The organism is Pedobacter planticolens, from assembly GCF_014172375.1.
GTDB lineage: Bacteria > Bacteroidota > Bacteroidia > Sphingobacteriales > Sphingobacteriaceae > Pedobacter > Pedobacter planticolens.
In genome coordinates this window covers 1-14,070 of the sequence record NZ_WNXD01000001.1, presented here as the reverse complement: position 1 = coordinate 14,070, position 14,070 = coordinate 1, and the positions used below count along the sequence as shown (strand labels likewise).

Below are 14,070 nucleotides of genomic sequence, written 5' to 3'. Positions count from 1 at the left end.
CCAAAATCAACGCAATATTTACACATCAATTACATACTAATAAGGTAGGTACTTGTTAGTTATTGATATGTTTCTTTTTCTTTTGTGATCATATCAGTTTCTATATACAGCAATGGTTTGTTCTGTATAATTACAAATACTAAATTCAAAGTGGTCAATTACTCCCTCTTCTTTTGATATTGCTCATGCAGCTCTTATTACATCAACTTTTCAGCACATTTAATGTCGCTGTTTTCATCCTAAAAGATGATATCTAAATTTCCTTTTGCTAATAACTTTGAGAAGGAAAAACATTTCAAAAATCTTGTAGATTTTTGAAATGTTTTTAATGCAATAAAGCACCTAACTTATACTAATTCCTAATTTTTGAACTGATTATTTATTTGAAACATTTGAATATGCAAGAAGAACTTAAAGTTTTAAGAGTAATGGCAAATCACAATATCATCCTTAAAGACTACAATAAAATGAATCACAAATCTTCTCTTAAAAAGATTGAAGAAACAGTTTTAACCTTTCAAACCTGGAATATGCCTTGGAAATTCGAATCTTATATTTCTCATCATTTAAAAAATGAAAATGCTTCAATACTTTTCAAAAGCATATGGAAAGTTGCAGCTGATTATAAAAACTGGTGTCAATACGATTTATGTACGGGCGAGGCAATTACTTTGAACTTATTAAAAGAGCGTTTTGACTTAACAGAAACCGCATGTCGGCAAATTATCAAGGCTGTTACTTACGAATGGAGATAATTTTATCTTCCTTTTATTAAAACCTTCTCTATATTTTTCATTTCAAAACATTAACCATTAAAATTTATACCGATTAATCCAACTATGAAAAAAGCAGATGCAATTAATATAATATATCTATTATTCATTATTATTTCGTGTTTGGCATTACTAGTTATTCTTTTTAATTAGAATTTAATCCTTCCATTATTTTCTCTAAATTAATTAATTGACCATCAATTTTTCTAGTTCGATGATATAAGCATAATTATTTCCTTAATTAACTTTGAAAATTATATTTTAGAAAAAAGCAGTCATAAAATCAATTATGACTGCTTTTTAGGTTAAGCAAAGTATTTAAAAGGCAATTGCTCCTTTGTTAAAATTATGGTTTATCCCACCACATTCTATTATTTATACTATTGTTTGTCCATCCTTGCTGAGCAATTGCAGCATTATAATTATCTTTATTCGTAGTAGCGTCTGCAGTTGGGTACCCTACACGTCTTGGGATAACGATTCCGTTTTGAGAGTTTGGCCCTGGTACTAAAGCAGGGAAACCAGTTCTTCTAAATTCTGACCACGCTTCCCAACCATCTAGATAAGATGCAATCCATCTTTGTGTACCTATTTGTTGCAATGCTGTTGAAGGTAAATAAGCAATATCGATTGCATTTTTAAATGTAGCATCCGCAACACCATATTGAGTTAATGAGGCGTCAATCCCCGCATCATAATATATTTTAGCAGCTACGTCTCCTCCAGCTATCCAGCCTATTTTTGAGGCTTCTGCTAAAGCAAATTGAACTTGTGCTACAGTAAAAATATAGGCTGGAGAGCCTGCTGCTCTTAATGTTGTCCCAATACGACTATAAGCATTAGGAATATTTGTTTGGATAGCTGTACCAAACTCTAATCCTTTAACTTGATTACCAGCTAAAACTTCACCATATACTGGCAAACGAGGATCGGTTCCGATTCCATTATTCTTCATAACATCAACTAATGTTTTACTAATTGCATAGTCATTACGATTAGATACCGTATAATTTGAATACCAAGGATTATAATTATTTGGATCTCCACTTAAGAAGGTATATTTAAGTAATTCGTCTGCTGCTAATGGAGTTGCGGCTACTGCTAAAGCAAACTCCGAAGCTGCGAATTCTCCAGCATTAGGGTAAACCTTAGATAATCTTAATGCCATTAATAACCTTTGTGTAGCTGCAAATTTTTTCCACGACGCCATATTTCCTCCAAACATAATATCTCCAGTTGGACCAGCACCAGCATCAATTTGTGCTACCGCCTCCTTAAGTTCTTTAAATAAGTCTTTATAAATAATTTCTTGTTTAGAGAATTTCGGAGTGATATTATTACTATTTAGAGCTTCCTCATAAGGCAAATCTCCCCACTTATCTGTCAATTGCCAAAATATGTAAGCCTTCATTATTCTAGCAACAGCAATTTGGTTATTTATTGAACCATTTGTAATCGCATCCGCTTCTGGGGCTCCTGCCTTAGCAAAGATTATTACTTGATTTAAATTCTTTAAAACCTCAGAATAAAAAGTGTAATAACTCCTATTTAAAGTACTTCCAGCATCATTAAATGGAGAGTATGTCAAATAAGGCCCTTCTGATACATATTGACCAAAAACAGCGCCATCTATTGAAAGAATTGTTGTTGCGGTTGTATTTCCATCTCTATTAGCTTGGCTTTTTTGCATAGCATATGTTAACAATGCTTTTGTTGCCGCCTTAGAAACTTTTGTCTGGTCTACATTGGTATCACCAAAGTCACCAAATTTTTCACACCCTGTAGCTAAAACACAAACACCAAGTGCAAGAAATATATATTGTTTTATATTTTTCATAAATTTTTTAAATTAAAGACCAATTTTTAAATTAAGACCGAATGTGCGTGAAGATGGTAATTGACCTCCCTCTTGCCAAAAATTCTCAATTTCAGATGGATCTACACCATATTTTTTACCTGGCGCAGCAATTAGCCAAGCATTTCCTACTACAAAACCTAAATTCACTGATTTTAGATATTTTGTTTTTAAAAGTATTTTATTTGGTAAATTATATCCTAATCTAACTTCTCTCAATTTCAGATAAGAAGCACTAATCATAAATAACTCTCCAGAGCCTGCTTGCATACCATTATAAAATGCAGTACTTGCAGCAACATATTTTGTATTTGGTTGCCCACTTGCTAATACCCCAACAAACTTATACCCCCCACCTTGAGAAACTGGTAATCTCCAATCAATTCCTTTATCATTTAAACCAACAGTCTCTTGAGATAAACCGCTACCCATATTATAGGCTCTGGTTGTAGAATTAAACAAACCACCTTTCTGAAAATCTAAAGAGAACCCTAAATCAAAATCAAATACTTTTAACGAACTAAATGCCCCACCATTAAATTTTGGACGAGCATAACCGATAAATTGATTTGCTGTTGAAGTAGGTAAACCATTTGCACCTATAATAACATTACCGTTCGCATCACGATTCCATTTACGACCTAAAACATAACCCCACTCTTCACCCTCGCGTAGATTTAAGGTATTTCCGATTTGTGATGTTTGATAAATAACGTTAGACTGTTTATCAGTGATTTTGTTGACAATTGTTTTTGATTTACTGAAGTTTAGTGTTAAATCCCAATTTACATTTTTAGATTTAACAGGTGTACCTGTTAAACTAAATTCTATACCACGATTTGTTAAACTACCAGCATTAATTAAATTAGAGGTATAACCAGTTGCACCGTTTAATGTAACTCCTAAAATTTGATTTCTATTTTGGTTGATATAATAAGCGAAATCTAAACCAATTCTATTTTTTAGAAATTTTAGTTCGGCTCCAACCTCAAATGAATTTGTTTTAGCTGGCACAAGTCTGCCATCTCTAAATTCATTACCAATTGCCAAAGATGGATTATTCTCGTAAGCTGGCGAAGTATTGTATTGAAGATTTACTCGGTATGGATCTACATCAGACCCAACTTGAGCATAAGCTCCTCTTAATTTAGCAAAAGAAAGTATGCTTTTTAGTCCATCTGGGAAAAACTCGGAAGCTATAAATGATAATGATGCTGAAGGATAAAAATAAGAATTTAAATCTGAAGCAAAAACAGAAGACCAATCATTCCTTGCTGTTAAATCTACATATAAATAATTTTTATACGCTAATGAAGCTTTTCCAAATACACTTCTTACTTCTTTCTCATAATAATCATTAGTTACAGTTGGGCGAGCCACAGAAGCCGCTATATTAAAGTAGTTAGGGAAACTTAAACCACCAGCAGTAGCCATGTCAATTCGTTCTCTTTTTTCATGACGTATATTACCTGCAGCTAAACCACTTAGAGAGAAATCACCAAATGTTTTTTTATACGTTAAATTTAATTCATAGTTAAATTCTGTATCTGTCCAATTTCTATCTTTAAAATAATCTTGCTTTAAGCCTCCAGTTGCCATACGCTCATCACCTGATTCATTATTAACATTTCCTCTTAAAAATCCTGTGAGTGCCAAACCACTTCCAAGATCATACTTTAAGCCTAAATTACCAACCAAACGATTGTTTCTTTGTGTCCTGTAATTATGATTAATTACCCAAAAAGGATTATCCCAATATTGTGGCTGAAGAATATCAGAAAAATCTCCGCTACCGTTTGGATCACCAATATTCCATGAGGTAATAGTTCCATCTGTAAGAGTTTGATGGGCTTTTAAATAGTTCATATCTAACTGGCGTTGAAACCACTGGTTAAATCCTTGTACTACATTTAAACCATCATTACGATAGGTTTCATAAGGCTGACCTACTCTACTTTCTTTTGCAAATTGAAAATCTGTTGAAACAGAAAATCTTTTACTGATATCAAATGAGCCGTTTAAATTCAGAATATTCATTGACCTTTTTGAATTTTCTTGAACCAAAGTTCTGCTTTGATTGGTATAACCAACATGCAAATTAAAACCTTCTCCACCAGCGGTAAATGCGATACTATTGTTATATGAACCACCCGTTTGTAAAAATTGATTAACATTATCTGGTTGTGCAGTAAGTGGCGCTTGTTTTCCAAAATCTTCGCCAGGATACCAGCTATAATAAGGGCGATAAAGTGTTGTACCATCTATTTTAGGACCAAAACTTGCATCTGCACCATAATCTAACATATTTTGACCATTGAATGCTGCCCAAGCTACAGGGTGAATTGCTGGGTCATATACAAATTTCACAAACTGTCCAGTATAACCACCTGCATATTCATTTTGATAATCGGGCAATAAAGACGTTTTTTCAAATGCAACTCCCGAATTGATTTCTACAGACGTACCAGCCTTTCTAGTTCCTTTTTTACTTGTAATGATAACAACACCATTATAAGCACGTTGACCATAAAGGGCAGTAGCAGCCGCACCTTTTAATACTGTAACACTTTCTATATTATCCATATTCACGTTTTCCTGAGTAGCAGGAGTACCGTCAACTATAAATAATGGAGAGCCAACGCTAAAGCCATTAATACCACGAACAATAACTGAAGCATTATCAAAAGAAGAACTTGGCGAACCATTTAATTGCACACCTGCAACTTTACCTGCTAATGCAGTACTGATATCGGTATTTTTTGCTACGGTGAGTTTTTCACTTGAAATTTCAGTTGCAGCATAACCTAAAGATCTTGACTCTCTTTTTTCTCCCAAAGCAGTAATTACCACCTCAATTAAAGTCTTAGAATCAGCAACCAATACTACATCAATTGTGCGTGCCGTACCAATTGTTTTGGTTTGAGATACAAACCCAACAAATGAAAACTCTAGTGCGGTTGATCCATTAGGTAAAGCAATAGCATAGTTCCCATCTGAATCTGATGCAACAAATTTCTGTGTATTTTGTACTTTGATGCTTGCTCCTGGAATAGGCAAACCATCAGAACCGGTAATTTTCCCCTTAATGGTTATTTGCTGTGCCAAAGCAGCATTAAATAACCAACAAGACATTACCATTAATAATAGTAATTTTTGTTTCATAATTTAGATTTTTAGTTAATAGATTTTATGGACAGATGAATTTCTGTCCATTTAGCAAGTTAGGCAGAAGGCAAAATGTAAAATGTTTGCAGAACACCATTTAGAAAATAACCATGCTTAATGCTTTTAAATGGCAGAAAAATAGAGCTGAATAGTTTAATTAAATAGTCAAAAACCCTAGTAAATAAAAAAGCAGTAAGTTCCAATCCTGGAAGTTTACTGCTATTAAATAACTAACTAACATTGAATTCGTGATATAACCTGTACTAAAAATTATGCGTATTCAACAATTCAAATGTATGGACCAATATTTACCTAAAATATTTCCAGAACACCATTCTTAAAATTTCACAATTTGCTAAAAAGTAAAATATTTTAATTTTTCTATGCTGTTTTTTGATGTATTAACTTCTTGTATTTTAAAGGAGTATGACTAAAAGATGATTTAAATAAACTAATAAATGAGCTTACCGATTCAAAACCTACTAACATCACAATTTCATTTATCGAATATTTTCCTTCTTTTAATAAAGCCTGCGCTCTACTTAAACGAACAAGTGTTAAATATTCATAAGCAGATAATCCATAGGCGAGTTTAAAAGTTCTCATTAAATGCGTAGCTGATAAGCAAGAGGCAGAAGCGACATCTTCAATTTTAAATTTCTGGTTGTAATTATTACTGATATATTCTTTAGCTAGCATTAACCTGCCAAATATTTCCTTTTTTGTACTATTCCTTGCAAAATTTAGATTACCAAATTTTACTTGTACCTCTTCATGATAAAGTCGATAATAGTTAATTAATACATGTGAAAGATATTCATTAACTAATTGTTCATTGTTTTGATCTTTATGGAGTTGAGTTTGTAAATTCATTATATTGAACCACATGTCTCCTTTAAAAGGATAAATTGTTTGGATCGGCAATTGTGCTTCTGCATTTTTATAGGCAGTTAAACAATTTGAATTCATGTAATTGGACTCCAAAAAATCGCTTACAAAGGTTTGGGTTAAAGAAATCGAAAGTGTTTTGATTGGTTCATCCGAGTCCACCCGACTTAAATATTTAGTTCCTGGAGCCAATAGAATAAAACTATCAGGATAAAGTCTAATCTCTCTATTGCCTATTAAAAAATCCTGATGTCCACTAAATATAATCTTAAAGCTATAGTTCTGTTCATCCACAGTAGCTGAAACACGATTAAGAGTACCGCTTGTAATCGTATTTTTATTAATTAATTCCTTATAAATCCTCATTGTACTTAATTAAGTTTATAATTACGCTCTTCCAATAAGCAATAGCAATTTCCAAATGGATCTAAAAATTCGGCTATTAAACCATTATCCGTATAATCTGGAGTTTTAGTAAATCGAATACCTTTATCCAATAGACTGTGATAATCACGAATACAATCGTTAGTAAGCAGTAAAATCGTTGGATTTTGAACTTCTTCTGCGCACTCTACTAACACAATTTTATGATGTTCTCCATTGGTAAATACCAAACCTCCGTCAAAAACATCTAAATTGAATTTGTCTTCTTCAAAGCCTAATATATCCCTAAGAAACTGAGTTGCACTACATATGTCGTTCACTTTTAAGCATGTATATACTAATGCCAACTTCATAAATTAGATACATTATCAATTAGACTTATAATCATATCCCAAAATTAGAGCTACTAATTTCTCCATACAATCACCTTTTAAGCTGATAAATTATTTATTGAAATAAGCTTCAAATTTGAAGAAATAGGGGGCAGAATTGAATTATTAAGTATAAAATGATAATAATCGAGAAAAAATCAATATGTTTAATCTCACACCAAAAGATGATTTTATTACGGTGGGTTACAGGTTAACTTTAGAAAACAAAGAATTGAATAATGATGGTTATTTACTCTAGAAATCTTATGAAAAAGTACTTATTCAAGTTATTTACGAAACATAGAGATGCTTTATTACAATCTTTCAGAGAGATTTAACTACATTAAATAAGTAATGTTTAGGACTTAATTCTAGATTTAGGCCAATCGATTAATTAAAACTTCCATCTCCTCTTCTCATCATTTGCCTTCCATCACGAGGTTTAACCCCACTCCATTTCTGTAATCTTACTGTAAGGCGCAGCATAAAGTATCTGCTAAGTGAGTTTGATTTTGTATCTACTATCCCTCCATTATCTAAAATATTTCTATTCACAAAATTATTTTGGTTTAAGATATCAAATGCTTGAAAAGTGAATTTAGCTTTGCGTTTCCAAAATTCTTTTTCTAAATAACCATTAATTACCAAAGGATTGTTTGTAATGTTTGCATTAATACCACTCACATAGTTTTTGCTGGCACTATATCCAAAAATTAAGGTTTGCCACATATAAACTTTTCCATCAATATTAAACGCTAATGTATTTGTTTTACTATCTATTGAACTGGCCAAAGTATTATTCGATTTTGTATAATCGTATGAAACAAAAGGGTTAATCTCCAACCATTCTGTTGGATTGATTCTTGGTCCAAAACGTTCGTTAAATCTCCAAGTTGTTGTAATATTTTCCTTGCTATCACTCATTGAAACACCATGATTATAACTTGCGTTACCATTTAGTGTAAGGTCATATTTGCGATTATCAAGCTGTTTACTAATAGAATAATTTCCATTTATACGATATACACCTGCAATATTTACATAACGAGTTTCATTTTTCTTACTATTATATGCATCAACAATTTGTACTACATTTCGTACTACAGAATTTTCCACAAATGTCGCATTAGCATTTACCGAATAATTAAGCTTAGAATTAGCTATATAATTATTATAATTGGTGTTTATCGAGTGATTGAAGGTTACTTTAAGATTTGGATTACCCACTATTGGATTTTGAGGATTCGACACATCTCTAACTGGTTGAATTTGATCAAAAGTAGGTTCAGAAGCATTCCCAGAATAATTAATTTGTATGCTATGTTGTCTCGACCATAAATATTGAAAACGAGCGATAGGTATCAAATTAAAACTAGTTCTATGAGTTGTTGTGCCTAAACTTGCTTTAGTTCCACTCAACACACCAGGAACAGCTGTTAAACCTAAAGAGAACCTAACTTTAGAGGCATTTGAAACACCATAACGATAGTTCAAAGCCAAACGCGTTTGCGTAAATGAGTAATCGTATATATTACTTAATGAATCTACTAAGTGCTTACTTCCATCTGCAAAAATATTGCTTGTTGTAGCTGTATTGTCATATCCATTGTAATTAATCTGCCCATTAAATTCCAATTGCGTATTTGCAGTTAAAGGTTCTGCAAAAGTTAAACTTCCTCTATAATTCTTTGTTAAATTATCTCTATCAACAATTCGATTGACCAACGAATCTTTAAGTAAATCATCCGATAAACCATTATAATATAGGATTCGAGAATTACGTTCTTGTTCAGCTTCTTGGTTATTGTTATTTAAACTTACTTGGAAGGATATATTCCGTCTAGGTTTTTTAAATATATGCTGATAAAAAACTGTTATTCCATAATTAGGTCTTGTGTTTGAGCTTGTATTTTTACCAGTCTGATCTTGACGAAATGACGGATTTGCAGGTGTAGGATTTGTTGCAATAAAACGTTGTGTATTAAATGATTGATTAGCTGACTCAGTCGAAGAATAACTAAATGTTGGACTAACCCTCAAAAAATTTGCACTATCTAAATCAGCCTCTAATTCAAAACTCAAATTATGTGCCTTTGTATTGTTATTAGTTGATCCATCATTAGTTGAAAACGTTTTACCCAATAAACTAGGTATTTGAGAAATACTGCTATTCAGCGAATTTACATCGCTAAAATTATATCTATAATTGGTATTGATTTTAACTTTTTTACTCAGTTGATCACGATAAGAAAAAGAGGTATTTCCGTTATTTGTAGTTCCTCCACTTCCTTCTGAGGAGTTTCCTCCCCCGTTATTCCCTCCATTTCCACCTCTTCCACCATTGCCACCTCCAGTATTTCCCCCGCCATTGTTACTTCCACTATTCGCCACCCCATTTACTGTATTATTTATTCTGGCATTTACACCTATTGTTTGATTAGCATTTAACCTAGTAGCGAATACAGAACCTTCGTATCTTTCATTATTTCCAGCCCCAGCGGCCATATTAGCTGTATTTCCAACAGATTTATCGGCACGAGTAACAATATTTAAGATTTTTTCGGGATCACCATCCTTAATTCCTGTTCTTGCAGCCTGATCTCCATAATCATCTACTACTTGGATTTTCTCAACAATTTCTGCTGGCAAATTCTGAATAGCAGTAGAAACATCTCCTCCTAAATAAGTTTTCCCATTAATTTTAGCTTTAGTAACAGCAGTTCCCTGATGCACCAATGAACCATCTGTACCAACTTCCATCCCCTCCATCTTTTTCAGCAATTCATCAACCGTTGCATTTTCTCTTACAATATAATCGCTTGCTTTATATTCTACAGTATCCGTTTTATAAGTAATAGAAGGAGTTCCATTAATTACCACGGCATCTAAAGTATTTGATTGAGATTTTAGAATAATTGGATCCATTACAATCCTAGGAATGGCATCATTTTGTTTATATTTTGCAACCAAAGACTTATAGCCCAACATATTAATACTTAGGGTATAAGTTGCTGATTTTACATTTTTAAATACAAAAATCCCATCAGGATTGGTGCTAATTACTAATGTATCTTTATCAGAAGTTAAACGTACAGTAGTCCCAGGCAATCCAACATCAGTTGTATCTTTTACAATTCCACTTATCTCGCGGACTAATACTGGAGGTGGTGTATTTGTCTTTTTAGGGGTTTGAGGTGTTTGGGCTTGTAATTTAGTACTAATAATAGTTAATGAAATTAGAAAAACTAATCCTTTAAACAGAGTAGTAAAAGAGCGAAATTGATAAAAGTGGATCATGTAAGGATTGGTTAGAGTCAAGAGCTTTTAAATTAGACTATTTTTTGGCGAGACTATATTTACCCCAAAAATCAGTAGGGCTCATTAAGTCTTGCCCACTACCAGCATTATTTCCGCCGGTAAATCCACCTCCGCCTCTACCATTTCCACCAAAACCGCCACCATTTCCTCCAAAGCCACCGCCGTTACCACCAAAATTCATGTTACTTAATCCATTAACTTTAATTTGATAAGCAAATTCTTTGGTATCATTTGCAGATAAGCCAAGTAGATTTAATGGAATAGCAAACTCACAAGTATATATTCCTTTTTGATCAAAAGATGCTACTGCTTTAATTCCATGTTCATTGTAAATAGAAATTAACGAATCAGTTATCGTTTTAAAGCCTGATATTTTTATTTCCTTTACAGTCGCCAATTGAGTTTTATGCAAAACTAGTGCTATAGAATCTCGCTGTTGTGTACTTTGTTGAGTTCGATTTTGGAAACCACCCTGTCCACCACCTTGTCTATTTTGTCCTCCTCTTCCACCTTGTGCTCTATTTGCACGAACAATTAACGGATAAGTTACGGTTATTGCATCTTTCTCTTTTTTCTTACCATCTGTATTGATGAGAAATGTTATTCCTCCCATCATGATTTTATTAGAACCTGTTGTACTAGATGATTTAAGTACTAAATACAGATTTTTATCGTCATTGGCTATGCTATAAAATAATTCTGTTCTTTTATTTTCAGCAGCAAAAGAATCATTCCATTCGGTCGTTTTCCCATCTATTTTAACAGTGGCAGGAGCAGCCATGTTGGATGTCTGTATATCAGGCAATTTCTGTGCAAATGAAGAAATGGCCAAAAACACCATCCATAAACTTAAGTATATTTTTTTCATATTGATTTACTGGTTAGTCTATAGCAAATAACGAGCATTAAGCGAATAGACTTATTAATCCGCTAATGGCTTAATAGCAAAATCAATATTTATGAAGTAAAGATAAATTACCGAAACAAAAAAGCCATATGTAGCTCAAAAAAGCACTTTTATCTGATTTCATTTTAACCACATCACTAAATTGTTACTAATTCTAAGTATCAAAAAAATATCTTACACAAAAAATCCCTGATTATAAAAACCAAGGATTTCACATTATACTTTGTAGCAACTATTTTGAAAGCTGATAAGACTCTGCTAGCTTTAATGCATTATAAGCATTAACAATCCCACCACTTACACAAATTTCTGAAAATGGAACTCTAACATTTTCATCTCTATCATTTTTATATTTAATCTTATGATCAACTTTGGCTACCGATTTAATAATAATATCTCTCAACTGCGTTGGATTAAGCTCTGGATAGTAGCTTAATACTAAAGCTGCCAAACCAGAAACAACCGGTGCTGCCATACTTGTACCGTCGTATTCTTCATATTTTGATCCAGGTACCGTAGAATTTATCATAAAACCAGGTGCAAATACATCCACATTATTCTTGCCATAATTCGAAAAGGATGCTTTCAAATCATCATCATCTTTATAAGAACTAGCACCAACTTCAATCCAATTACTCGCATGAGGTAAATTGAATTTTGCAGAATCTAATGGTTTAGGTTTCGCAAATGGATCTGGTTTTCTTCCCATCCCTTGCCCATTCATTATTTCTCCCGGTTTTGGCGGAATAAATCCTAATTTCTCAGGTTTTTGATGAGCATTGGCATAAGCAATAGCCTCAGGACTATCGTAATATTTAGTTGGATAATTCTCTTCGATATCATTGTTTTTGTTATCATTACCTGCTGCATGCACTAATAATACCCCTTTAGATTCTGCATATTTCACAGCTTCATCTACAACCTTTTTGTCCCATTTATAACCCTTACCAAAACTCATATTTATTACTCTTGCGCCATTATCAACCGCATAACGAATTCCATTTGCTACATCTTTATCACGTTCGTCACCCTCTGGCACAACCCTAATCGTCATAATACTTACATTGCTGGCTACTCCTAAAATCCCAATATTATTCATTCTATTAGCACCAATAATTCCTGAAACATGCGTTCCATGGTCAGCATTCGGACCTGTTACATCATTATTACCATAATTATGTTGTTCAGAATTCGCATAATCATCACCAACTAATTCAGCACGTTGATCATAATTCACATTCAAATTATATTTTAGCATTACTTCTAATTCTTTATACCCCTTTTTTATTGTGGTATAGAATTTCTCAATACTACCTTCGTCCTTAGCTCCTTTTCTTATAATTTTCTTTACATATTCTTCTGTTTCATCATCAGCTTTATATTTCTCTATATCTTCTAAGGATGGAACTTCTTTTTTATTAATCAAGGCAACAGAATCCATTACCTTTTTAATTATAATATAAACAGGGAATGTTGAACTCGCATCATCATATTTCTTACCAAAATCTGCTTGAACCTTTTTATATAGTGCATATTCCTTTTTCTCAGTGCTATCTAATACCGTACTCATAATAGTAGATCTATATTTTGGTTCATATTTCCTTTTAATTCGAACAAGCTCTAGATTGTCATAAGCTAGGTTACCTTTTTTAGAACCTATAAAATTCCAACCATGAACATCATCTATATAACCATTGCCATCATCATCTATTCCATTATCCGGAATTTCTTTAGCATTCGTCCATAAAACATCCTTTAAATCTTCATGTTTAATATCTGTACCACCATCTATTACAGCAACTATAATCTTTTTCTTAGGCTTTTTGTCTTTAAGCAATTCATTATAGGCTTTTTCTGTACTGATACCAAAATAACCATTCGCTGTTAAATCGAGATTAAACCAATTTGGGGGGAGAATAACGTTTTTATCTTGTGCAAAAATACTAACGCTTATCGCTATAAAAAATGCAAAAAATAAACTGATCTTCAATTTCATGATTCAAATGCTCTTTTTAGATTAACATAATTTACAATAATACAGTTTTAAAATTTTTAAGCTCACAATTTGAGACATTTTAACAAAATTTTAACAAGAGTTAAAATTCGTAATATTCGCATAGAAATGATAATTTGTTTTTGAGATTGGAAAGGTACTGGAGAGCTAGAAAAAGAGTGCAGCCCTGCTTTTGCCAGTACAACCTTGCTCTTAGCCCCATCACGGTACCTTGGCGCAATCAGGTTTATCCCAATCGGGTTTGTACTACTATTGAGGTATGCTTTTGCAATTGTTATAAAACAAGAAAGCCCTGCAACTTACGTTACAGGGCTTCTTTAAGATTTGGCACCGACCTACTCTCCCACATGTTACTGCAGTACCATCGGCTCTGGCGGGCTTAACTTCTCTGTTCG

Annotated in this window: 8 protein-coding genes and 1 rRNA gene; 1 reads left to right on the top strand and 8 read right to left on the bottom strand. The window is 32.9% G+C overall.

Annotation, left to right across the window (positions count from 1 at the left end; genetic code table 11):
* Positions 1-398: 398 nt before the first annotated feature.
* Positions 399-755 carry a hypothetical protein gene (locus GM921_RS00040; protein WP_182920571.1) on the top strand — a complete coding sequence of 119 codons (357 nt, stop codon included), beginning with the start codon at positions 399-401 and terminating at the stop codon, positions 753-755.
* A 364-nt stretch (positions 756-1,119) separates the two neighbouring features.
* Here the strand turns inward: GM921_RS00040 and GM921_RS00035 are convergent, their stop codons facing one another.
* From GM921_RS00035 to rrf, 8 genes are all read right to left on the bottom strand, one after another.
* The gene (locus tag GM921_RS00035; RefSeq protein WP_182920570.1) at positions 1,120-2,610 is read right to left on the bottom strand and encodes a SusD/RagB family nutrient-binding outer membrane lipoprotein; all 1,491 of its coding nucleotides are present in this window, start codon (positions 2,608-2,610) and stop codon (positions 1,120-1,122) included.
* 12 nt (positions 2,611-2,622) lie between these two features.
* Positions 2,623-5,790 (bottom strand): SusC/RagA family TonB-linked outer membrane protein, encoded by a 3,168-nt coding sequence (locus GM921_RS00030; protein ID WP_182920569.1) that lies wholly within the window; start codon positions 5,788-5,790, stop codon positions 2,623-2,625.
* A 384-nt stretch (positions 5,791-6,174) separates the two neighbouring features.
* Positions 6,175-7,047: a helix-turn-helix domain-containing protein gene (locus GM921_RS00025; protein WP_182920568.1), complete on the bottom strand. Its 873-nt coding sequence runs from the start codon at positions 7,045-7,047 to the stop codon at positions 6,175-6,177.
* Positions 7,048-7,052: 5 nt separating this feature from the next.
* Positions 7,053-7,418 (bottom strand): VOC family protein, encoded by a 366-nt coding sequence (locus GM921_RS00020; RefSeq protein ID WP_235969751.1) that lies wholly within the window; start codon positions 7,416-7,418, stop codon positions 7,053-7,055.
* Positions 7,419-7,826: 408 nt separating this feature from the next.
* A complete protein-coding gene (locus GM921_RS00015) occupies positions 7,827-10,733 on the bottom strand; it encodes an outer membrane beta-barrel protein (protein ID WP_182920566.1) in 2,907 nt (968 codons plus the stop codon).
* Between the two features lie 37 nt (positions 10,734-10,770).
* Positions 10,771-11,622, bottom strand: a complete 852-nt coding sequence (locus GM921_RS00010) for a hypothetical protein (protein ID WP_182920565.1) — start codon at positions 11,620-11,622, stop codon at positions 10,771-10,773.
* Positions 11,623-11,893: 271 nt separating this feature from the next.
* Positions 11,894-13,657, bottom strand: a complete 1,764-nt coding sequence (locus GM921_RS00005; RefSeq protein ID WP_182920564.1) for a S8 family serine peptidase — start codon at positions 13,655-13,657, stop codon at positions 11,894-11,896.
* Positions 13,658-13,997: 340 nt separating this feature from the next.
* Positions 13,998-14,070, bottom strand: a 5S ribosomal RNA gene (rrf, locus tag GM921_RS17625); the annotation flags it as partial.

Coding starts and splice junctions, on each gene's coding strand:
- GM921_RS00040 (WP_182920571.1), top strand. CDS start 399: ATGCAAGAAGAACTTAAAGTTTTAAGAGTAATGGCAAATCACAATATC.
- GM921_RS00015 (WP_182920566.1), bottom strand. CDS start 10,733: ATGATCCACTTTTATCAATTTCGCTCTTTTACTACTCTGTTTAAAGGA.
- GM921_RS00025 (WP_182920568.1), bottom strand. CDS start 7,047: ATGAGGATTTATAAGGAATTAATTAATAAAAATACGATTACAAGCGGT.
- GM921_RS00035 (WP_182920570.1), bottom strand. CDS start 2,610: ATGAAAAATATAAAACAATATATATTTCTTGCACTTGGTGTTTGTGTT.
- GM921_RS00010 (WP_182920565.1), bottom strand. CDS start 11,622: ATGAAAAAAATATACTTAAGTTTATGGATGGTGTTTTTGGCCATTTCT.
- GM921_RS00030 (WP_182920569.1), bottom strand. CDS start 5,790: ATGAAACAAAAATTACTATTATTAATGGTAATGTCTTGTTGGTTATTT.
- GM921_RS00020 (WP_235969751.1), bottom strand. CDS start 7,418: ATGAAGTTGGCATTAGTATATACATGCTTAAAAGTGAACGACATATGT.
- GM921_RS00005 (WP_182920564.1), bottom strand. CDS start 13,657: ATGAAATTGAAGATCAGTTTATTTTTTGCATTTTTTATAGCGATAAGC.